General features: G+C 64.7%; 12 protein-coding genes and 1 riboswitch. Of the genes, 6 read left to right on the top strand and 6 right to left on the bottom strand.

Annotated elements, in window-relative coordinates:
* Positions 1 to 119: 119 nt before the first annotated feature.
* Positions 120 to 2291 carry a hypothetical protein gene (locus IPK69_03375; GenBank protein QQS09674.1) on the bottom strand — a complete coding sequence of 724 codons (2172 nt, stop codon included), beginning with the start codon at positions 2289 to 2291 and terminating at the stop codon, positions 120 to 122.
* A 263-nt stretch (positions 2292 to 2554) separates the two neighbouring features.
* On the opposite strand from IPK69_03375, the gene IPK69_03370 reads away from it, so the two are divergent.
* Both IPK69_03370 and IPK69_03365 read left to right on the top strand, forming a co-directional pair.
* On the top strand, positions 2555 to 5680 hold the full coding sequence (locus IPK69_03370; GenBank protein QQS09673.1) for an FAD-binding protein: 3126 nt from the start codon (positions 2555 to 2557) through the stop codon (positions 5678 to 5680).
* Between the two features lie 234 nt (positions 5681 to 5914).
* Positions 5915 to 6997 carry a hypothetical protein gene (locus tag IPK69_03365; GenBank protein ID QQS09672.1) on the top strand — a complete coding sequence of 361 codons (1083 nt, stop codon included), beginning with the start codon at positions 5915 to 5917 and terminating at the stop codon, positions 6995 to 6997.
* 175 nt (positions 6998 to 7172) lie between these two features.
* Here IPK69_03365 and IPK69_03360 read toward each other — a convergent pair whose 3' ends face one another.
* The gene (locus IPK69_03360) at positions 7173 to 7379 is read right to left on the bottom strand and encodes a DUF378 domain-containing protein (GenBank protein ID QQS09671.1); all 207 of its coding nucleotides are present in this window, start codon (positions 7377 to 7379) and stop codon (positions 7173 to 7175) included.
* A gap of 142 nt (positions 7380 to 7521) precedes the next feature.
* Positions 7522 to 7643: riboswitch (TPP riboswitch) on the top strand.
* Positions 7644 to 7957: 314 nt separating this feature from the next.
* Here IPK69_03360 and thiC point away from each other — a divergent pair.
* From thiC to IPK69_03345, 3 genes are all read left to right on the top strand, one after another.
* Positions 7958 to 9730, top strand: a complete 1773-nt coding sequence (gene thiC / locus IPK69_03355; protein QQS10409.1) for a phosphomethylpyrimidine synthase — start codon at positions 7958 to 7960, stop codon at positions 9728 to 9730.
* Between the two features lie 29 nt (positions 9731 to 9759).
* Positions 9760 to 10359, top strand: coding sequence for a hypothetical protein (locus IPK69_03350; GenBank protein ID QQS09670.1), 600 nt, complete (start codon positions 9760 to 9762; stop codon positions 10357 to 10359).
* 87 nt (positions 10360 to 10446) lie between these two features.
* Entirely contained in the window at positions 10447 to 10869 is a 423-nt protein-coding gene (locus IPK69_03345) for a hypothetical protein (protein ID QQS09669.1), read from the top strand.
* A 94-nt stretch (positions 10870 to 10963) separates the two neighbouring features.
* On the opposite strand, the gene IPK69_03340 is transcribed toward IPK69_03345, so the two are convergent.
* On the bottom strand, positions 10964 to 12469 hold the full coding sequence (locus IPK69_03340) for an excinuclease ABC subunit UvrC (protein ID QQS10408.1): 1506 nt from the start codon (positions 12467 to 12469) through the stop codon (positions 10964 to 10966).
* Positions 12470 to 12544: 75 nt separating this feature from the next.
* Between IPK69_03340 and der the strand changes: the two genes are divergently transcribed.
* A complete protein-coding gene (gene der / locus IPK69_03335) occupies positions 12545 to 14233 on the top strand; it encodes a ribosome biogenesis GTPase Der (GenBank protein QQS09668.1) in 1689 nt (562 codons plus the stop codon).
* A gap of 197 nt (positions 14234 to 14430) precedes the next feature.
* On the opposite strand, the gene IPK69_03330 is transcribed toward der, so the two are convergent.
* The 3 genes from IPK69_03330 to IPK69_03320 all read right to left on the bottom strand — a co-directional run bounded on the left by IPK69_03330 (position 14431) and on the right by IPK69_03320 (position 23159).
* Entirely contained in the window at positions 14431 to 17586 is a 3156-nt protein-coding gene (locus tag IPK69_03330; GenBank protein ID QQS09667.1) for a VWA domain-containing protein, read from the bottom strand.
* A complete protein-coding gene (locus tag IPK69_03325; protein QQS09666.1) occupies positions 17583 to 20735 on the bottom strand; it encodes a hypothetical protein in 3153 nt (1050 codons plus the stop codon). The genes IPK69_03330 and IPK69_03325 overlap by 4 nt, the downstream gene beginning before the upstream one ends.
* Before the next feature lie 96 nt (positions 20736 to 20831).
* On the bottom strand, positions 20832 to 23159 hold the full coding sequence (locus IPK69_03320; protein QQS09665.1) for a hypothetical protein: 2328 nt from the start codon (positions 23157 to 23159) through the stop codon (positions 20832 to 20834).
* Positions 23160 to 23186: the final 27 nt, after the last annotated feature.

The raw sequence follows: 23186 nt of genomic DNA, 5'->3' as shown, positions 1-23186 counted from the left end.
GAGAGGTAGGAGGAGTAGGGGCAGGCGGGCCGCCTGCTCCACGAGATTGGGTAGAAAAGAAAGCACCGCTCTGGAGAGCGGTGCCACCAAGGAGGGAAATGTCGGCTCGGTGTGCTGACTTACTCGACGTTGAGGTTGGCGACGTATTGCTCGAGGTCGTTTTGGAGTTGGGTGTGTTGCTGGTTGAGGATGGAGACTTGGGTAGAGATTTCTTCGAGGCGGTTTTCCTGGGTGCCGAGGGTGGTGACGTAGCGTTTGTAGAGGTCGGTGGTGCGGTCGATGCCGTTCATGTTCTGGCGGATTCGGGACTGGTCGTTGGTGATGGTCTGGCGTTCCTGTTCGAGGGCGGCGACGGCTCGGCGGTTGTCGAGGACCCGGGCCTGGCGGGCCTGGACCTCTCGGAAGGCGTCGAGGACGGCCTTGGAGACGTTGGTTTGCTTGGCGTAGGAGAGCATCGTTTCGGAGTCGATGCTCGTGATGGCGATGGTGGAGGCGTCGGTGATGCGCTGGATGACGGCGAGCGGGGCGGCGGCGCCGGCGTCGAGGGGGACCTCGAAGCGGTAGAGCGTGTCGGTGCGCTCGAGGGGGGACTTTGGCTCGATGAGGTCCCAGTTCGTGGCGCGCGGGTGCTCGACGATGATGGTGCGCGGGTGGGATTTGTCCTTGCTGGTGAAGGAGTACTTGACGGTCTGCTCGCGCTGGTTGGTGATCTCGCAGACGCCTTTGACGAAGCGGACCTTCTGGAGGCGGCTGGTGTAGGAGTTTTCGAGTGTGGCGGTGATGTCGAGATCGACGGAGTAGGCGAGGAGTCGCTTGTCGCCGACGGGGACGTGGCCGATCTGGGCGTCGCCGGCGTAGACGCCTGAGTCGTAGACGCTGATGGGGCCGGGCATGAGCTGGACGTCGCTGGTGTTGGTGATCTCAACGCCTCGCATGGGGTGTTGGGAGTTGTCGTTTGGTGAGAAGATGCTGACGCGGCGTCCGGAGATGCTGGAGTTGAGGATGGGGAGCATGGCGGAGCGTTGGCGCTCGACGTTGACGGGGGTTGTGAGTTCGAACTGGAAGATCTCGCCGGCCTCGACACCTCGGGCCTGGGCGGCGGCGCCGTAGCCGGCCATGTCGTCGGCGGAGATGGCGTATGCAAGGTCGAACGCCGGCGCTGCTTCTGCGGCCGGAGCAGCGGGTGCGGCCCCTGCGAAGCCCCCGGTGGCGAGTTTACTTCGGGCGGCGGATCGATCACGGATCGAAGCGTTGGCGGCATCTGCTGAGTCTTTGTATTGATCGACGCCGCCGGCGTAGGTTCTGGGCATGACGCCAGGGATAGTGGGGACGGGGATCTCGGGGCGTGGGAGGTAGAGGGGTTCGTAGAGGTCCATGGTGAAACTGACGGGGCGGCCTGAGACGAGGGAGAGTCGGACATCGCGCCAGTCTTCGTCGGTGGTGTTCTCGACGATGGCCCAGCCCTGGACGGTCATGGAGCCTGGCTTGGAAGATCGCGAGGTCGGGGCGTCGGGGAGGACGAGTCGGTAACTGGTCTTCCAGACGGGGGCTTCCTGGACATAGGCGACAACGATGTTGCGGGCGCCTTCGCCCGTGACGTTGACATCGACGGTGCGCGAGCGGTCGGCGCGGTGCTCGGCGAGTGCGGCGAGGGCCTTCATGAGTTCGGCGTTGAGTTCGGGGTCTTCGATGCGGACGCGGGAGATGGCGGTCAGGTCGACGGACTCGATGCCGGAGTCGGTGACGAGGTTGAGGTAGGGCTTGGAGACTTTTTGCTGGGCGTTGGCGGGTGCTTCTTCGCGTTTTTCGCCGCCGAGGATGGTGCCTCGGAGTTTGCGATCGCCGACGTCGATGGAGGCGACGGCACCGCGGAGCCGGGAGAGGAGGGTGGCGAGGGTTGGTTCGTCGGCGATGTCGACGCCGAAACTGGCGAGTCGGCGGGAGAGGGGCTCTTTGGAGGCGTAACTGATGCCGTCGATGCGGCCTTTGCCGGAGAGGTCGAGGACGACCATGGATTTGAGGATGTCGTTGACCTGGTCGGCGTTGAACCGGAGTTGGATCTGGGCGGTGCCGTCGATGAGGCCGCCGCGTTCGAAGGAGGCGACGCCGGAGCGGTAGAGGGTGATTTTTCGGATGGGGAGGTTGTCGGCGGCGAGTTGGTTGGCGTCGGATGTGTTCTGGGCGAGGGTGGTGGGTATGGGGAGGAGGGCGAGGGTTGTGCCGGCGGTGAGGGCGAGGAGGGCGAGTGCTGCGGTGCGATTTGGGGCGAGGCGTTGTGTTTGAGTGGTCATGGCGTTTCCTTGTGGCTGGTGTGGTCGTGGTGGGGAGTGTCGTGGGTGATCGAGAAAGGCCGGGCGCACTGCTGAGTGTGTGATCGCGGGCACGGAAGGGTACTGGGATCATCGGCGTGGAGTTCTGGATGTCGGGAGAAAGGCGTGGGGTTGGACGCGTGGGGTGCTGGTCTGGATCCCGGTGGGTGTGTGTTTCCGTCGTGGTGGTGACACGCGCGTGACAGGATGCGGAGTGTTCGGCGTTTGGGCGTACAGTCGGGGCGATGATCCGACTTGATGTGCTTGGAACGGCGGCGCGGGATGGTGCGGGCGTGGCGGAGAGGTCTCGTGCGCGCGTGGGAGAGGCGGCGCTGGCGCGGCTGGAGGCGCGGCTGCGCGAGGTGGTGCTCGGCGAGGTGTGGTTCGATCGGCACCATCGGCAGTTGTACGCGACGGATGCTTCGCTCTATCAGGTGGAGGCGCTGGGGGTGGTGGTGCCGGCGTCGGTGGGGGATGCGGTGCGGGCGGCGCGGGCGTGCTTTGAGGCGGGTGTGGCGGTTTTGCCGCGGGGCGGGGGGACGAGCCTGGCGGGGCAGTGCACGAACGAGGCGGTGGTGATTGATTTTTCGGCGCGTTGCACGGCGATATTGGAAGAGGATGTGTCGGGGCGGCGGTGTGTAGTGGAGCCTGGGATCACGGTAGATGATCTGAATGATCGGTTGGGGGGGGTGGCGGGGATGGGGTTGTTCTTTGCGCCGGATCCGGCGACGAGCCGTCAGGCGAATGTGGGGGGGTGCATCGGGAACAACGCGGCGGGGTCGCGTTCGATTCTGTATGGGCGGACGAGCGAGAATTTGTTGGCGGTGGATGTGCTGCTGGCGTCGGGGCATCGGGTGCGGTTGGCGAGGGGCGAGGCGTCGCGCGATCCGATGGTGCGGGAGTTGACTCGGCGGGTGCTGGAGGTGGTGCTGGCGATCGGGCCGGAGATTCGGGAGCGTTTTCCTCGGACGGTTCGGCGGAACGCGGGGTATGCGCTGGACATGGTGCTGGATCAGGCGCTGGGTGGGAATGGGAATGATGCGACGGCGTTGCCCGCGGATGTGCGGGAGATGGCGATCACGGAGGAGATGCTGGATCGGGTGAACCTCGCGCATCTCGTGTGCGGGAGCGAGGGGACGCTGGCGCTCACGCTGGGGGCGGAACTGAGGTTACATCCGAGGCCCAGGGCGAAGGGGTTGGCGGTGGTGGGGTTCTCGTCTTTGGAATCTGCGATTGATTCGGTCGTGGCGATTCTGGGGACTTCGCCCTCGGCGGTGGAGTTGCTGGACGACACGGTGATTGATCTGGCGCGGGCGAACGTGGAGTGCTCGCGGTATGTGGAGGTGTGCCCTTCGCCTCGCGAGGGAGCGCTGCGGGCGGTGTTGTATGTGGAGTACTTTGGCGAGAGCGAGGGGGAGATTCGGGAGCGGTTTGCGGCGCTGCGCGGGGTGATCTCGAGGAGTGATTCGAGTGCGGCGATCGCGGAGCACACGGACGCGGGGGCGATGCTTGGGGCGTGGAAGTTGCGGAAGGCCGGGGAGCCTTTGCTGCATGGGATTCCGGGGAATCGCAAGCCGATCACGTTTGTGGAGGACAATGCCGTACCTGTGGAGCAGTTGTCGCGGTTTGTGCGGGAGTTTCGTTCGATCGTGGAGCGGCATGGGACTCGGGCGGCGTTTTATGCGCACGCGTCGGTGGGTGTGTTGCATGTCCGGCCATTGATTGATCTGCATGAAGAGGGTGATCGGGCTCGGATGCGTTCGATCGCGATGGAGGTGGCGGACCTGGCGAAGTCGCTTGGCGGCGTGATGTCTGGGGAGCATGGTGATGGGCGGGTACGCACGCCTTTGCTCGAGCGGTTCTATGGCGAGCGGATCATGAGGGCGATGCGGGAGGTGAAGGCGATCTTTGATCCGATGGGGCTCCTCAATCCTGGGAACATCGTGGAGGCTCGGGGAGTTGAGACGATGACGGAGCGGCTGCGGATCTCGCCACACGAGCGGGCGGTCGTGGTGCCCGAGATTGAGACGTACTTCGACTACAGCGCGGAGTCCGGGTTTGATCACGCGGTGGAGTTGTGCAATGGGGCGGGGGTGTGCCGGAAGAAGCAGGGGGGAACGATGTGCCCCTCGTACATGGCGACGCTGGACGAGCGGCACTCGACGCGCGGGCGGGGGAACGCGCTGCGGCTGGCGATCACTGGGCAGAGTGACGATGGAAGTGGTGCCGCGTGGGATGATGCGGCGACGATGGAGACGCTGGATCTGTGCTTGAGTTGCAAGGCGTGCAAGACGGAGTGCCCGAGCAATGTGGATATTGCGCGGCTGAAGGCGGAGTACACGGCGCAGCGGTATCGGGTGAACGGTGTGCCGATGGCGGCACGGATCATGGGAGAGGCGAGGTTGCTCGGGCGGTTGGCGTCGTTGATGCCGGGCGTGGCGAACGCGGTGAATCGGTCGGCGTTGGGGCGGGCGGTCGTGAACCGGGTGCTTGGGATTCATGCGAAGCGGTCGATGCCGGTGTATGAGCGATCGCTTGCTTCACTGTGGGGTGGGTCGCGGCGAAGCGAGACGAGTTCGAAGAGGGTGGGGCTGGAGGGTGGCGGATCGCGGGCGCGGGTCGTGCTGTTTGGTGATTGCTTTTCGATGTACAACGAGCCGGGGATCGGGCTGGCGACGCGGCGGGTGTTCGAGGCGTTTGGGTATGAGGTGGTGCTGGCGGACGCGGGGTGTTGCGCACGGGCGAAGATCTCGCTGGGCGTTTTGGAGGGGGCGCGGGCGGAGATCGAGGGGACGGCGGCGCGGCTGGTGGAGTTTGCACGCGATCCGGCGGTGCGGGCGATTGTGGTGGCGGAGCCTTCGTGCTTGTCGGCGATCAAGGACGACTGGCGGGCGCTCAAGACGGGTGTGGATCGGAAGGATCTGGAGGCGATCGCGGCGAAGTGCTGGATGCCCGAGGACTTTTTGGATCGCGAGTGGGCACAGCACCCGAAGCGGGCGCGGCTGCGGCTTGGGCGTGAGGGCTCGGGTGCGACGACGCGCGTGGTGCTGCATGGGCACTGCCATCAGAAGGCGCTGTGGGGGGCGGAGACGTCGGCGCGGGCGCTGCGGCGGATCGAGGACGCGCGGGTGGAGGTTCTCGATTCGGGGTGCTGCGGGATGGCGGGGGCGTTCGGGTTTGGGGAGGAGCGGTATGAACTCTCGATGCGGATTGGGGAGTTGGCGGTGTTGCCGGCGGCGCGGGCGCTGCAGGCTGGGGATGTGATGGTGATGTCGGGGACGTCGTGCCGTCACCAGGTGCATGACGGGACGGATGGGGTGGTGCGGGGGATGCACCCGATGGAGGTTCTGGCGGCGAGCGTGGTGGAGTGAGTGAGTTCTGACGGATCACGTGGCTTTGGTTGTCGAATAGTGTGATGAACGAAGGGCACGCGAAGCAGATCGAGGTGACTCATGACTGATCGAGGTGCGAGTCGAGTACGTGGTTATCGAGAGCGTGTGAGCCTCGCGGTATTCATGGTCATGATGCTGTGTGGCGTCTTGGCGCCGAGGGTGTGTGGAGCGTCGGCGACACTGGCGTGTTTGTGGGATTACGACACGCTGCAGATGGAGGCGAAGGGGCTGCCTGGGATCGCGGAGATTCTGACGGGAAGGATCGAGCGGAATCCGCCACGGTATTACGAGATGCGGCTCGAGCGGGTGGAACGCGAGATCGCGGCGGACACCTCACGGCTCGACCTGTACGACGATGCGGGCGTGGCGTGCGATCGGATTGGGCGGTCGGACGAAGCGATCGAGTGGATGGCCAAGAAGCGGGAGGTGCTTGATGGGCTTGACGCGAATCGGGAGGATGTTCGCGAGCATGAGTATCGGTATCACGCGAATCTGGGTACGTTTCACGCGCACCGATGGTTGCGGGCGGGAGCGAGGCGGGATGATCTTGGGGATCTGAAGGCTGGGGAACGTGAGATCAGTCGGGCGATTGAGATCAATCCGGAGGCGCACTTTGGGCGGGAGAAGTATCAGTTGGCGGCTATTCGGTGGTTGATGGAGTTGCCGGCACCTGGGGAGTTTCCTCAGCCGGTGTTTCTCCAGTCTCTCACGGAGGCGGACGGTACAGACGCATTTCTCGTTCGCGGGCGATGGACGAAAGATCAAATCGAGGATGCGATTCGGGGAATCTCTGGCCTCATGGTCCTGGGGAATGCGTGGGAGAGTGTGGATATGACTTGGGCTCTAGGAGCGTGCTTGGATGCACACGGAGATGCTTCGCTGGCGTATCTCGCCAAACTACGAGTCCGAGATCTGATCGCGGACGGGAAATCATCGTTCCACCTCGACTTCGATCCTGATCTGCCGATGCACTCGTCGATCGGATTTGGTGGCGAGCTTATGGAGACGTATACCTCAGAAATCGATGCGTACTTTGCACGCGCACGCGCGGCAGCAGCGGAATGGACTGCGGGCAGAGATTCGTACATGGAGGCTCGATTTGCACAACTTGAACATCCGGACTCGAGTTCCACGTTCTGGGATGGTTGGGGAGACGAGCCGAAGGCGCCTGAGATGCCGAATGTTGCGGTGGAGCGTCCCGAGCAAGTTATTCGTCAATTCGTGGCACGAGCTGTGGTTGGGGTTGTGATTGTTGTGGTGATCGTTGTCGTGGTGCTTGTGCTTCGGTCCCGGTGATTCATCAAGATACAGACGCGTAACGTTGCGGGTTCGAAATAGAGTCCATCGTCGTCGAAGATCGTGTGGAAACCAAGCTAGTAGACCTTACTAGCAATCGTGCAAGGCTCGGGGCACGATATTCGGTAGACCTCGAGGCGTCGCCGCGCCGCAGTTGAATACCTGATTTGACTCGTTACGCCGCCCTGAGTTTGAGTAGGCCAGGCGTTCGGGCGAGGATGACGATGGCGGAGAGGCCGACGAGGCCGTAGACGATTCGGGAGAGTGCGGAGTAGTCGCCGAAGATGGTGGCGACGAGGTCGAACTTGAAGGCGGCCCAGAGGCCCCAGTTGAGGGCACCGACGATGACGAGGAGGAGGGCGATGAGGTCGATGGGCTTCATGGTGGTCTCCTTGGTTGGTGGGTGGTGAGATTGATCGAATCCGGGCTTGTTTCGCGAGAGTGATGTGTGTGGATTCACGCGAGCAACGCGGATTCTGGTCGGTCGACGCGGATTCTGGGATAGTGGGGAACTCCTACAGTGTTGTTGACGCTCGGGGCGCGGCCTGCACGGCTCTGGAGAGCCGTGCCACCTATGGCCGCTGAGAGGTACCCGTTGAACCTGATCCGGTTTGGACCGGCGGAGGGAACGCGACGATGTCATTCAATTCCACACATGAGCAGGGTTCGGGACTTTCTCGGTTTGTGCCGCCGGTGCGCGGGGCGATGAGTCCGTCGTCGTCGGAGGGCATGACGACGCCTGGGTCGTTTGCGAATGCGCCGGATGTTGGTGGGGCGTTGGCGTTCAGCAGTCCGGACACGCCGGGGATGCCAGGGGTGAGCGGGAAGACGGCTTGGGATTTTCTGCCGGAGATGTGGGGTGTTTCTGAGTTGGGTGTGCAGGAGCGTGGGGCGTGGTCGGGGGATGTGCAGAGTGGGAATGTGCATGTGCCGGACGCGTCGTCGCGGGCGTTCCCGAAGATGAAGGGCGAGGCGTGCACGAACTGTCTTGGGGACACTCGGGAGTTTGTGGAGTTCTCGCGGGCCGTGAAAAGTGGGGAGGCGAACTCGGTGCGAGTTCGGGTTGTGTATCCCAAAGGGTTCCGGCCTGTGACGCAGTTGGAGTTTGCGCGGCTGGGGATTGTGACGCCACAGATGCGGCGGGTGGCGGAGCGCGAGGGGCACTTTGGGGTGATGTTCCCGGGGCAGGGGGCGGAGGCTGTGCGCGATGAGGTGGCGGCGGGGCGGATGGTGATTCCGGCGAATGTGAATCACCTTGGTTACAAACTCGATCCGATGGCGATCGGGCGGGCGAGCCTGACGAAGGTGAACGCGAACATGGGGGCGAGCCCCGTGTCGAGCGGGACGGCGGAGGAGGTCGAGAAACTGAAGTGGGCGGAGAAGTGGGGGGCGGACACGGTGATGGACCTGTCCACGGGGGGCGATCTTGATGCGTGCAGGGAGGCGATTGTGCGGAACGCGACGGTGCCGATCGGGACGGTGCCGATTTATTCGATGATCATCGGGAAGAGAATCGAGGATCTGGATTGGGCGACGATCGAGGCGAGCCTTCGGCATCAGGCGGCGCAGGGTGTGGACTATTTCACGATCCACGCGGGGGTCCGGCGGGGGCACCTGAAACTGGTGAAGAACCGGCTGATCGGTATCGTGTCGCGGGGCGGGTCGCTTCTGGCGAAGTGGATGCTCGTGCACAACCAAGAGAACATCATGTATGAGCGGTGGGAGGAGATCTGCGAGATCCTGCGCGAGAGTGATGTGACATTCTCGATCGGCGACGGGCTGCGGCCTGGGGGACTGGCGGACGCGACGGACGCGGCGCAGATCGCGGAACTCGAGACGCTAGGCGAACTCACCGAGCGGGCGTGGCGGCACGGCGTGCAGGTGATGATCGAGGGTCCCGGGCATGTGCCGTTCGATCAGATCGAGTGGAACGCGAAGGTGCAGCGGGCGCTCTGCCATGGGGCGCCATTCTATGTGCTGGGACCGCTGGTGACGGATATTTTCCCGGGGTACGATCATATTACATCGTGCATCGGGGCGACGGCGATCGCGTACCACGGGGCGTCGATGCTGTGCTATGTGACGCCGAAGGAGCACCTGGGTTTGCCGAAGAAGGACGATGTGAAGCAGGGGTGCATCGCGTACAAGATCGCGGCGCACGCGGCGGACGTGGCGCTGGGGATTCCGGGGTCGCGGGATCGGGACGATGAGTTGACCAAGGCTCGGGCCGCGCTGAACTGGGAGCGGCACTTCGAGTTGTCGTTCGATCCGGACACGGCACGGGCGTATCACGATGAGGATCTGGACGTTGATACGGATTTCTGCGCGATGTGCGGGCACGACTGGTGCAGTGTGCGGATCAGCAAGGAGATCCAGGAGTTCGCGAGCGGGAAGGCCGAGGGCTTTGAGCGTGTGGGGGCGAGTGGGAAGTTGGGGGCGCCGGTGAAGAGCGCGGCGCTCACGGCGGAGCAGCGGGAGATATTGGAGAAGCGCGGGGTGCTCAGCCCGGAGGAGATTCACCGGCTTGCATCGAAGACGAAGCGGGAAATGGCCAAATCGACACATGGCCAAGTTGCCAAAGAGGAGAAGGAGGCTGCGCTGTCGTGCCACAGTGATTATGTGGATCCGGAGACGGCGAAGCGTCTGCAGCGGGAGCGTGTTGGGGAGACGCTGGTGCAGGTGGATGTGAGGCCGGCGCTGGGGATCGGGAAAGATGAGGGGCGGGTGCTATGAACGCCGAGCGAGTGTCTATTACTCGGCCGATGCCACAGTTCCTTGGGTACTGCTTCAAGGTGTTTGAGGCATGCCCGGCGTGGGTTGGGGCGGAGCGTGTGCGGCGTGTGGCGAGCGTGACGGAGTGCAACCTACCACGGCCAGAGGGGTGGGTTGATCGGTGGGACTTCAATTGTGCGGGGTTGTACGAGACGCCGGCGGCCGCGCGGGTGGCGCTGGAGGAGTCGGGCGATCCCGATGAGTTCCATCTGTTTGCGTATGAGTTCTACCCGCTGAGATTTGACCATCAAGGATCGATTCGCGAGGTGCGTGTTGAGGAGATCTTTGGGACGAGTGACCCATTGCTCCCCGGGGCGAGATCCGCGGATGGGTTGGTGTTTCTGGGCTTCGACGTGGTGGAGCGTTGGGCGGACAGCGTTGAGAACGACGCGTCCACGCCTGCGCTTGCGGGTGGATTTGGGTGCAGCCCGTTGTTCTGCGGGATGGAGGCGCGGAACTATCCTGCGAATGAGTACTGCCTTCTCGACACGTGGGAGGACGCGTGCGTCGCGGCGGCGGCGTTCGCGGTGAGCACGCCGGATAAGCCGGGGTGCTACTACGTGTTTGGAGTGTTTGGTGAGAGGTTGTGAGGCCACACTTCTGGATCGGGAAGGAATTGGGGTGGGTGGTTTGGACGGAGCGTAGCCACCGATACCAACTCGACTCTGAGACGCCGCATGAGCCTAGGACGACGCATCATCGAATGGCTTCAATCGCGACGAGAGCGAGATACGACGAAGGCCTCGTGGGTGGTCATGTGGGACAATGTGAGCGTGTGGGTCCGTTTGAACGGCGAGGTTGTTCAACGCTGTCGATGGGATGAAGTCCGCCAAATCGTCGCGTACAAGGATGATGTGTGGGCGTACGACATTATCAATGTGGCGTTCGTCACACAAGATGAGTGTTTGGCGTTTCGTGCTGACGAAGAGTTCGAGGGATTCTGCGAGTTCATGCTGGAGTTTCAGAGGCGGTTCCCAGACCATAACAAGGAGTGGTACAGACAGGTGATGATCCCGGCATTTGAACGGTGTTGGACCGTGGTGTGGGATGCGTCAGAAGCGAAGCAAGATGTGGAAAGAGAAGGGAGTTCAGCGGGTTGAGTTGTTCGTGAGGGGAATGGAGCATGGAGTAGAGGAAGTAGCCCACGCGGAGCGTGGGGGTACCCAGGAACGGAGACGTATCTGAGCGTGCGTGTTAGTCTTCTTCCAGCGTCGCCTTTCTTCGCAGCACGTGGTGGTAGTGCTGGGCGAAGCGATGGGCCTCGTCTCGGATGGCCTGGCAGAGGCGGAGGCCTGGGTTGGTTCTGGAGAGGCGGATGGGCGTGGAGCGGCGTTGGACGTAGATGAGTTCTTCCTTCTTGGCGAGAGAGATGACCATGGGGGGTTTGACGTCGAGGGATTCGAAGGCTTCGAGGGCGGCGTGGAGTTGGCCGAGGCCGCCGTCGATGAGGATGACGTCGGGGTACAACTCGTGGCCGGCGCCGGCTTCTTTGTAGCGGCGTTCAACGACCTCTCGGATGGAGGCGTAGTCGTCGTTTTTTCCGGCGGTGCCGACCATGATGCTGTCAGGGCCGCCGTCGCCGCTCTGGGCGGTCTGGATTTTGTAGCGGCGGTATTCACTTTTGAGGGGGCGTGCGTCGACGAAGCAGACCTTGGAGGCGACGGTTTCGCTGCCCTGGAGATGGGCGATGTCGATGGCCTCGATGCAGCGGATGGGGTCGTGAAGGCCGAGGATGCGCTGGAGGGATTTGAGGGACTTCTGCGGCTCGATGATGGAGGCTTCGGTCTCGGGCTGCCAGCCGTCGCTTCGGCTGGCGCGGGCTTCGAGTTTCTCGATGGCGCGGATCTGGTCGCGGAGGACGGCGGCGCGCTCGTAGTTCTGTGACTCGGAGGCGGCGGCCATCTCGGCGGTGAGTTCCTTGAGAACGACGCTGCGCTTGGTGTCGAGGAAGCGGAGGAAGCGGTCGATGTCGGCCTTGTAGGCGTCTTTGGTGATCTTGTCGGCGCAGGGGGCGGTGCACTGGCCGATGGCGTGGAGGATGCAGGGGCGGAAGTGTTTGTTGCTCGGGTGGTTCTCGATGATGTCGAGGGAGCAGGTGCGGAACTTGAAGATGCGCTGGAGGACCTGGACCGCTTCGCGGAGGGCGCCGGCGTGGGCGAAGGGGCCGAGGAATCGGGCGCCTTTGAGTTCGGGGGCGGTGAGGTCGCGGGTGACGACGACGCGGGCGAAGTCCTCGCGCGTGGTGATGGCGAGGTAGGGGAAGGTTTTATCGTCGAGGAGGCGCGTGTTGAAGCGCGGCTTGATGTCCTTGATGAGGCGGTTCTCGGCGAGGAGTGCCTCCCACTCGGTCTCGCAGGGGATGTGATCGATGGCGTGGACGAGATCGCGGAGGGGCTCTTTGCGCGGGCCGAGGTCGGCGCTGGGGACGAAGTAGGACGAGACGCGGTCGGGGAGTCGTGCGGCCTTGCCGACGTAGAGGACGACGCCGGTGTGGTCCTTCAGGAGGTAGACGCCTGGGATTGGGGGCAGAGCGCGGGCGTCCTTGGCGAGGCGGGCGAGTCGGGTTTCCGTGGATTCTGTGCCCCACGAGGGGAGGGTTGGATCGGGGGATTGATCGTGTGGTTGATCGTGTGGGTTGGGCGAGGAATGGGCCTGATTTTCTGGCACGGGGAAGGATATGAGTGTTTGGCGGGTGTGTATCGGCGGGGTAGGTTGGCGTGCGACCTATGATTGGGGCTTGGCGTTTTGTGATTGAGATTTTGATGGGGACGATCGATGCCGATTCCGCGTGTGGCCATTGTGGGACGCCCGAACGTGGGCAAGAGTTCGCTGATGAACATGATCGCGGGGGCGAAGGTGTCGATTGTGGACCCGACGCCCGGGGTGACGCGCGATCGTGTGACGGCGATTGTGGATGTGCCGTCGCCGGACAATCGGGCGTCAAAGACGGTGGAGTTCATGGACACGGGTGGGTTTGGCGTGTATGTGGCGGAGGGTGAGCGATTCGACGAGGTGGGGGCGGATCTGGCGCGGTTGACGGAGTCGATCGAGTTCCAGATCGCGCAAGCGGTGGAGGGTGCGGATCTGATCCTGTTTGCGATCGATGTGCAGCAGGGGGTGACGCCTCAGGATGAGGAGATTGCGCGGCTGCTTCGCGAGCGTCGATTGGGGAAGGGCGGCAAGGGCGGCGGGAAGGGCGAGGCGGGGGCGAAGACGAAGGCGCCGGTGGTGGTGATCGCGACGAAGGTGGATGGGCCCAAGTGGGAGATGCACGCGCTGGATCTTTCGTCTTTGGGGTTTGGCGAGGCGTGGATGACGTCGGCGCGGACGAACTATTTCCGGCGTGAGTTCATGGATCGTGTCTTTGGGATGCTGCCCGAGGACTCGGGGGTGGATGATCGGCCACCGGCGGATCTGATGCTGGCGGTGATCGGGAAGCGGAATGCGGGGAAGAGCACGCTGGTGAACACGCTGGCGGGCGAGCCGCGGATGATTGTGTCGGAGATCGCGGGGACGACGCGCGACGCGGTGGATGTGCGCCTGGAGTGGGACGGCAAGAGCGTGGTGGTGATCGACACGGCGGGGCTGCGGCGGAAGCGCAGTTTCCAGAACATGGTGGAGCACTTCGCGTTCGATCGCGTGCAGCGGGCGATCGAGCGGGCGGACGTGATCTTCATGATGCTGGACGCGACGGAGCGGATCAGCCAGGTGGATGAGCAGCTGGCGGCCTTGGCGCAGAAGTCGTACAAGCCGGTGGTGATCGTGGTGAACAAGTGGGACCTCGCTGAGGGCGGGGCGGACGATCGGGGGAGGCCGGCGACGACGGAGCGGTATGAGGAGTACATCCGCAAGGAGTTGAAGGGGTTGTGGTTTGCGCCGATCGCGTTCATGACGGCGGCGACGGGTCGGAACGTGCAGAAGACGATGAAACTCGCGATGGAGTTGCGTGAGCAGGCGGAGACGCGGGTGACGACGGGGCATTTGAATCGGCTGGTGCGACGGATCATGGAGACGCGCGGGCCGACGGACACGGTGGGGACTCGGGCTAAGGTGTTCTATGTGGCGCAGACGGGGGTGGCGCCGCCGACGATCACGATGGTGGTGAACAAGCCGGAGTTGTTCCGGCCGAACTATCTGCGGTTTTTGCTGAACCGCTTCCGCGAGGAGTTCCCGTTCCCGGAGGTGCCGATCCGGCTGGTGATCCGTGCGCGGCGTCAGCGTGAGGACGATCTGGCGAGGGCGGACGGGGGCGAGGGGCCTGTGCGGATCACGCGCGGGATGAAGGGGACGGACTCGCGGGCGCGTCAGCGAGCGGCGGAGGTCGAGTCGATGACCGACGAGCAGTTGCTCAAGGAGTTCGGGGACGACCTGATGAGCGACGACGGGTCGAGCGAGGTGGATGTCGGCTTTGATGAGGCGCTGGAGTCGGGTGAGTTTGGGGAGACGTACAAGCCTGAGGAGTAGTGGAGGTTGCTCTGGGCGTGATTCCGATCCTGGCGGATGGCTTCACGACTCGTGGCGGAGCGTGCACACACATCGGGCGATGTGATTGTGGACATTCCCAGAGCGGAACCACCAACGATTTCGAGACTGCCGCGGCCTGATGGGCTTTGGGCGAGTGATTCCGGTCGAACGGGTCGTGAATCCAAGGGGAATTCGGGTCAGTTCTCCTCGAATCGCTTTGAGGCGCGACGTTTGGCGGCCAGGAGGTCGCTTGATTCCTCGCGTTTCTCTTGCGTGCTGTCCATAGGAGACGGTGACGATTCAACTGGAGTGGTGGTAGATGTGCGTGTTGCGGTTTCAATGGGTGGTGTCGCGTTCGGAGTTGACTGGGACTGTTGGGCCATGCGGGCGGCGCGGCGATTCTCGCGGGCCTGGTCTCGGAGTCTTCTCGCGTCTTCCTCGCTGAGCGTGAGCGAGGTGCTCACGAGCGGGTCGTGGGCGTCGGTGCGTGTGCCGCGAACGCTGCCGAGCGCGGCGCCGACGCCCGCCGCCGCCTTGCGTGATTTCTCTTCGAGTGCTCGCTGGGTCTCCCTGATCTCGTCCGTCGAGAAGAGCCGATCCCAGGCGACGCGGCGGTTGGCGATGTCCAGCATCAGCAGCACGATCGCCCACGCGAGCAGCGGCATGGTGAGCGGCGTAACCGCGAAGCGCGGCGGCACTCCGGCTCGGACAAAGAGTCGTGCTGCGGGGTCGTTGAGGTCGAGAACGCGTCCGCCCGAGCGATTCGCGATCTGCTCCAGGAGTGTGTTGTTCGAGGTGAGCGACGCCAACTCTGCGGAGGCCGGGGGCGAGACGCCCACGATGACCGGCGATAACGCTGAGGCGCGGTCTGTGTTGCTCGAGTTCGCGTTGGGCATGCGCGTCGGCCTTGCGATGATGATCGCCGGTCCATCGCTGGAGTTTGGCGTTGGAATCGTGGCCTCGAAGACTCCTGGCCCCACAGGCGTGAACGAAAGATCCGCCATCGTTGAGTTGCCCGCGTATACCGAGCCCTTCATGGTGAGCGGGCCGGCGTCGGGCGCGAGCAAGGAATCATCGATCGATTCAAGGCGGATCCGGGTGCGACCGCCCTCGTTGGTTGTGGTGGGTGTGAACGAGACGCTGGTCGCCGGTCGCGCGATCGCCCGCGCGAGTTGGGACCACATCGTCTCGTATCCGGGCCAGTCCAGCCATGTATCGGCCCAGGCGTGACTCGAATCGCCGCTCGGCGTGCCGGTGTCTGATGTGAATGCCGCCACGCGCCCCAGTTCGACGGCCCAGGTGCTGAGCAAGGGTTCGCCCTGCTCGGAGACGATGTCGTTCGAGACGGTCGCGTCCCTGCGAAACTCGGTGAGGCATAGCCCGTTCAGCGGCGGGAGGGCCGACAGCCCGACGGTTGCGGGCGCGCCCGTGGGCATGAGCAGCGGTTGGAAGACCTCCTCGCGATAGGCGGGCGCCCGGGCGACTCGGATCGCCTTGAGGAAGATCCGCGGGAGGGCGGACGCGCTGGAGACGAAGAAGTATTCCCCGCCGCCGCGAGAGGCCATCTGCTCCATCATTTCGGTGTCGGCGTCGGCGCCCACGGCGATCGTCGAGACGCGGATGCCCTTCTTGCTCAGACGCGCGCACTGCTCGGGGAGAAAGTCGCGTCCCTGAGATCGGCCATCGGTGAGCACGATGATGTGTTTCACGGCGGCCTTGGTCGTGCCCAGTTGTGACGCCGCGAGATCGAGCGCGGGCGGGATGTTCGTGCCACCATCGGGGTGCACACGCATCGCCTTGTCCGAGTTCGCTGCTGGATCGGCGTTGGGGGCGAGCGGGATGACGACCTCGGGCTGGTTGTTGAAGGCGATGAGGCCGACCATGTCGAGGGGGTCGATGCTGCGGATCGCGAGTGCTGCCGCCTCGTTGGCGAGTTGCTGTTTGCTCTTGTTGCTCCCGAAGACGGGCCACGCCATCGAGCCCGAGGAATCGGTGACGAGGACCGTCGCGACCATCGGCTCGAGGATCTTGTTGGGCGAATCGAGACGCACGGGCAGGATCGGCTCGAGGAGGCTGCCGCGCCAGCCGCCGCTGATGAAGGCCTGTTTCCCGCCGGTCATGATGAGTCCGCCGCCGAGTTCGCGCACGAAGGTGCTCAGGTTTCGCTGGGCGGCTTGGTCGAAGTCGTCGGCGGGGCAGTTGTCGAGGATGACGAGGTCGTAGCCCTGGAGCGTGAGCAGATCCGTCGGCATGGACTCGGGCGTGACGCTGGTGACGCGCAGGCCGCGGCGTTCGAGCACTTGCGCGAGCGGGCCACCGCCGGAACCGGCACGCGATCCATCCACGATGAGCACGGACGAGACGCCGGGCGTTGTCGTCACGGCTTCTGCCGCGTTGTTCTCGGCGAGCGTGTCTACCGGAGCGCCTGAAGGATCAGGCTCCGGCGTGAACTCGGCACGCATCCGATGCACGCGATCCGCTGGCAGACGAATCTCGATCGTCTCGACGTGTCGCCCCGCCGAAAGCCGCAGGCGTCGTGCGGTCGCTGGGTTGCCCTCGGCATCGTTTCCGAGCACGAGCGGTTGGGAGTTGTCTGTCAGCCGTAAGACTCCCGTCACCGGTGCCGCGCTCTCGAGGACGACGCGCGCGGTCACGATGGTGTCCGCGGGCGAGGCGCTGGGGACGTCGAGCGAGACCACACGGACCTCGTGCGCGATCGAGTATCGCACGGGGATGACATCGATCGGAAACTGTGCTGTGGAGTTCGAGGCGATGGCGTCCGCCGCGCGGACCGCGTCTCCGGCCGTTTGGTTTCCGTCGGTGATGAGGATTAAACGACCAACGGCATCGCGCGGCACCAGGCTCGCGGCGAGCCTGAGCGCGCCCTCGATGTCCGTGCCCTCATGCAGCCGAATGTCGAGAGAGCGATCGAGCGCGTCGCCCCGTGTCGGCGCCGACGCCGCGATCGCCGAGCCGTCGAAAACGACCACGCCCAGCAGGTCATCGGCCTTGCGTCCGGTCGAGGCCTCACGCAGGAATCGTCTCGCCCGCTCGATCGCGTTGACGGTTTCGACCGAGGTGTCGGCGTTCGCGCTGTCGCCGCTGGAATCGAACGCGCGGACCGAATCCGAAACATCGACCACGGCAATCGCGGCGAAGCGATCGGCCTCGCGCGACGATGACAACCCCGCCATCGCGAGCGCGAGCACCGTGACGAGGATCGTTCGCAGGATCACGCTCAGCACACGCCGCACCGGTGTGAGCGTCGCGAACCACCACGCTCCGGCGGCGATCATCGGGATCGCCAGCGCGAGAATCCACAGCCACGCGGGTTGCTCGAGTCGAAGCGTCACGGCGTGCTCGCGCCGCCCTTGGGCGCACCCTCGGAGGATCCGTCAGGCCGGGTGCCGCCGCTTGAGTCGCCCGTACCAGACTGACCGCGTTCGACGTACCTCTGGAAGACGCGTCGAACCAGGTCGGCGTACCTCGGCGGGACGGATTTGGACTCGATGGATTTCTCCGCGCCCTCCGCGGCTCGCTTCATCTGTGCGACCGGGGGCGCGCCACCCGGCGCATTGCCGGAGTTCTTCGGGTTCTTGTCGAACCACTCGGCCAGCACGCGTTCGTTGCCTGCGCCATCGCCTGGGCGACGGGCGTCCACATCCTGCGTCGCCTCGCCGGGGCGATCGTTGTTCGCCGTCATGCGGATCGGGGCGTTGCCATTGCCTGGCTTTTGGGTTGGCGAAGGGAGTGGACTTGTGCCCCGGGCGTCACGCGAGTTGCGCGACGCGTTCGAGTTTCCAGTGCTGGCCGAGTTGTCCTGTGCGGATGGATTCGAGCCATCATCTGATGGAATTGACGCGGGGTCCTGGGCTTCTTTGCCCTGTGATTTCGCGATCTGTCGCGCGAGGTCCTCCATCTGCTTGCGCTGCTCGGGGGTCGCGTCGCGGAGGAGTTCTCTCGCCGCCTCTCGCATCTTCTCGGCGTCCTCGCGGGCCATGGTCTGATCCGACGATCGCCGCGCCACGCGCCGAAGCGACTCGCTCAACTCCTCGAGCGACGTTGGTGCACGCGGCTCGGACGACTCACTTGGCGACCCGCCGGGCGTGGCCGAGGAATCGTCTGATGCACGCGGGCTTTCCCCTGGCTTGCGATCCGACCCCGGCGTGTCCGAGGGTGAGTCCTTGCCCGTTGCGTTCGTGTCTCGCTTGTTCGATGATGATGAGCCCGTCTCTGTTGGAGCGTCCTTCGAATCGCCAGGCTGCGGCGAAGTTGGACTCTCTCCAGATGGCGCATCAGGCGAGGCCCCGGGTTTGGCTGTCGGCCGTTCTCCAGATGGTTCGTTCGGCTTGTCTCCGGCTTTGTTGGTCGGTTCTTTTTCAGGCGTGGCGCCGGGTTTGGTTCCCGGTTGAGTCTGCCCTGGGGACGATTGCCGATCCGTTTGCGAACCCGTGGGTTTCTCAGTGCCGGGGTTGTTCGAGTCGGTCTTCGAGTTGTTGCCTGGCTGGGTCTTCGGAGTGGAACCGTTTTCGGTTGGTTTGTCCCGAGTCGAACCGTTCTCGCCGGATTGTGAGTTCTTGTCTATTTCCGGAGGCGTGGACTTTGAATCTCGATTCGTGTCCGGCGTGGATGTGGCGTCGTTCTTCCCCGACTCCGAGTTCTTCCCAGTCCCCGGCTCGCGAGGCGTCGCGGTTCCACTCGATGATGGCTTCTCGGAGGTTCCGGTCTCACCCTGCTTGGCGTGGTCCGAATCGCCCTTCGATGACGTGGCATTCGCCTCGCTGGGGTTGGAGTTCTCCGGCTTCTCTCCATCGGTCCTCGCGTCGTCAGAATTCGTGCTTTGGGAACTCGTGCCGTCAGACTTTGCGCCATCAGCCATCGTCCCGTTGGCGTTCGGGTTGTCGGAGTTTGTGCGTTGGGTCTGCCCACCCTCAGCGTTGGTGTCGTTGGATTTCTGGCCCGTCGTCTTCTGATCCAATGGGCGCTGTCCGTTCGATGGGGTCTCGCGATTCTTTGGTGCGACGCTCTCACCTTTCGAACCATCATCCTTCGATTGATCCGATGGCTCGCGTTTCTGTGCGGCGTCCGTGCTCGTGCCGGGCTTGGGGGATTCCGTCGGTGTTGAGTTCTCGCTCGCTCGGGGCTTCTCGCTCGAACTCGTCTCACCGGCCGCGGGGTTCTCATTTGGTTCTTCAGTCCGCGGCGTCGTCGTGGTATCACGCCTCAGGGACTCGGCCGCACGCTCCGCCGCGTCCGCGATCGCCTCACGGTCACGCTTGGCGTTCGGTGTCTCGGATTTATTGGGCGATCTCGTCTCGTTCGGTGCTCCTTGGGCGTTGGGCTGGTCGCGCTCGGCCGCGTCTTTCGATCCTGGCTCTGGTGACTCCGTTGGCGTGGTCTCATGTCGAACTGGGGTGTTTCCCGTGGTGTCGCCGGGTGATTCATCGGTCGTATGGTCTCGCAATCGCTCGGAGAGCGACTCGAGATCCCGAGATAGTTGCTCCCGCTCAGCGGGGCTCATCCGATCGACGCCGTCACGCACTCGATCCAGAATCTCTGCCGCGTGCTCCAGATCGCCCCGGGAGAGGGCCTCGCTCAACGCCGAGCGGTCCGCGTCCGTGGACGAATCCTGCGCCGCTTCCGCGAGGCGTGCCGCGACCTCGTCGGCGGCTTTGGCTTGCTCGGTCGCACGCTGCTCGAGCGAGTCCGCAGCCTGGGTCAGCGATCGCGCCGCCTGGGATCGTGCCTCGGTCGCGTCGTGCGTTCCCTCGCGGAGTTCGCGCTCGATCTCGGCCGCGCGCTGCGACTCGCGCTCGACGATCTGCTTTGCCTCAGGCGTCGCGACCGAATCGGCGAGGGACGCTGCGGACTGCGTGATCTGCGTTGCGGCCCGGGACGTCTCGGCCTTGGCCTGCTCCTTCGCCGCGACCATCGGGTCGATCGCCAGCGCACGAGCCGGCGCCCACAACCACACGCCCGCGGCCAACGAGAGGAGCACCGGCCCGAGCGCCAACAGCCCCGGGCATCGCACCGGCGTCGCTACCTTGGCCGAGACACGCGGGGCCATCGACTCGGCACGCTCCACGGCAAGCGCCTCGAACGATGAGAGATTCGTTGAACCCTTCTGGGTCGAGCCTCGCGAGGCGACGTCCAGGGCGGCGCTCAGCGTGTCACGGAGCCCCAGCGCGCCGTCGACCCGTGCTGCCGCCATCGAGATCGCCTTCGTCGAACGCCATCGTCGTGCCGATTGATGCCACGCCATGCCCAACGCGAGGCCCACCAGCCCACCAGTAAGCCCGCCCAGCCAGACGAGTCCTCGTTCGTCGTCGGGGAGAAGACCGGGCCACACCTTCGACGCCACGGCCGCCAGCACCGCCGCGCCCGCCGCGCCCGCGAGGAGCGGGGCGGATCGTCGTAGCAAATCAGCAAAGAACAACCGTCGGCGTGCGGCCATCGCCACACGCCATGTCTCGGGCACGAGTTGCATCACGCGCCGGTCCATGCGTCTCTCTATCGTACGGATGCGCCCGACATCGGAGTTCGTCGCGATTCGAGGGCCGTTTTTCGAGGCTGCATTCGTGCCCTCAGCCGTGACGAGTTATCGCCCGGCCTCCCGGGTCGCGTGCACGATCGCGTCGTGGGCGAGCGCCGACGCCGTCTGTGCCTCCACGCCCGAAGCGGAATAGACGTGGAACTGCATCGCCTCGGGCTTCTCCGTGTCATGCTGGACCCAGACGACGAGGCGAATATCCGGGTGCGACTCGAGCCACTCGGCGAACTGGTTCGCCAGCGAATCATCATCGAGTGCTGTCGTTCCACGCTGCGTGCGTGCCTGGGCGAGGAGTTCGAGCGTCGCCTTCTCGTCGATCGATGAAGGCCCGCGTCCCGGCACGATCGTGTTGCCCACGAGTTCGAACCCCGCGTCGAGGAGCCCCGTCTCGGCGGCGACGATCCGAGCCTCGACCTTCGGCGCGAGCGGGGGCATCACGTCGCTCACCACCAACGCCCGCCCGGCGGAACCGGCAATCGCCGCTGGTGTGGGGATGATCTCGCGCGTGGCCGTCGCGTGTGGAATGAGGCGTGTGCCTCCTTCATACGACGCAAGAAGCGAGTACACGCCTGTTCCCAGCAGTCCGATGACGCCCAACCCCACACCGACTCCAGCCGCCACGCCGACCGTGCTCGATCCGCGTCCCGCGGTATGACCCATGGAGACCCGACGTCCCGCGATACGCGCCTGGGCTGCCTCGGCGCGCTCCCTTGCGCGGCGGAGTTGCTCGCTCGCGGGCGCTCGCTCGCCCACCGGCGTGATCCGTCGACCGTAGCGATCACCAGGGCCAGGAACAGGCGGTGGTGGGGGTGTAAAGGGTAAAGGCGAAGGCGCGCCCGCGGGAATCGGAGGCGGCACCACCGTCGCCGCGGCATTCCCACGACGCGGCCCGGCGGGAGCCTCGCCCACAACCATCTCTGACGCGCCCGTCCACCAGTTCTTCAGGCGGACCTTCGGCGCCACCTTCGCCGGTGATTCCACGGCCGATCCCACACCCATTCCAACCGCTGCCGCAGCACGAGGCTCGTCCGCGAGGCTCCCGATCGAAGCCCCCGCCGGCGCGTGCGCGAACTCCGCCTCCTGCCCGCCTCGCATCGAGGGAAGGTCCACAGGCCGAACCGCGAACGGGTCTGCTGCACGGAGCACCACGTCCAGGTCTTCCAGCATCACCCTCGCGTTCGTGTACCGCTTGTCATAGTCCGTCATCGCCCGCCGCACGATCCAACGTACCGCCTCGGGCGAGCGTTTGGAGAACGTGGACATCACGCCGTGCGCCGGGAACGAGTCCTCGAGCATGGAGTACAGCACGGCGCCCGCGGCGAAGACATCGAACCGTGTGCCGTCCACTTCCGAGACTTTCACGCCCTTGAGCGCCATCCGCACCAGGTCCGGGTCGCGGAAGTATTCGGTCCCGTGCGTCGTCAGCGTCATCGCCGAGTGGAGCGAGGTCACGAGCCCGAAGTCCACGAGTTGGGCGACCTCGCGCTCGACAATGATGTTGTCGGGCTTCACGTCCTTGTGCCACAACCCGCCGCGGTGGTACCCGTCGAGGGTCTGGACGAGGTCGCGGGAGTATCCCAGCACCCGCTTCAGGCTTCTCGCATTCAACCCCTCGGGCCCGGATTCGGCGTGCAGTTGCCGCGTGACCGCGGCCAGCGATTCGCCGGGGACGTACCGCATCACATAGAAGAACTTCGCCGCAGACAAGTCGTGGTCGAGGATCAGGCCCATCCGCTTGGCCGCCTCGAGTGAGCGGCTCTCACGCACGATCTGTGGCAACTGGCTGCCGTCGCTGAGTGAGAACGACTTGATCACCACGCGATCGACGCCCGTGTGTCCCTGACGCTCGAACGCCGCCCGCTTGATCGGGTCCGGATCGGCGATGTACAGCCGCGCCCCCGATCCGCCCACGGGCAGCGTCCCGATGATCGTGTATCCCTCGAACTGGGCCGTGCGCTTTCCGGTGACGTCGGCGATTGGCGCCTGGGCGATCGCCGCGGGCACGCGCTTCTCGATTCCCTCGGTCAGCGATGACAACCCGAGCAGGCGAGCGGGATGTCCGAGGAGGATTCGATAGAGCGCCAGGCCCATGGTCTTGAACTCGTGCGCCACGTTGGTCCCAAAGTGCGACGCCCCCGACCACCGCCCGATGACGATGTTCAGGACCACCAGCACCGAGAAGACCACCACCGCGAGGACGGCACCCACGACGCGGAACGCGTCAGTCACCACCCCCGACACAAACCGCCACAGGTGCGCGATCAGCCACCCGATCCCTTTGATCAGCGGCACGAAGATCATCACGAGCACGACGATGCACAGCACGATGGCGAGCACGCCGAGCACGAGTCCTAGAAATCCACTGAGTGGTCCCATCCTGCACCTCCGTACGCCCTCGTGTCG

It is taken from the genome of Phycisphaerales bacterium (assembly GCA_016699835.1).
In the GTDB taxonomy this organism is placed as follows: Bacteria; Planctomycetota; Phycisphaerae; order Phycisphaerales; family UBA1924.
This window is presented reverse-complemented; position numbering and strand designations above follow the sequence as displayed.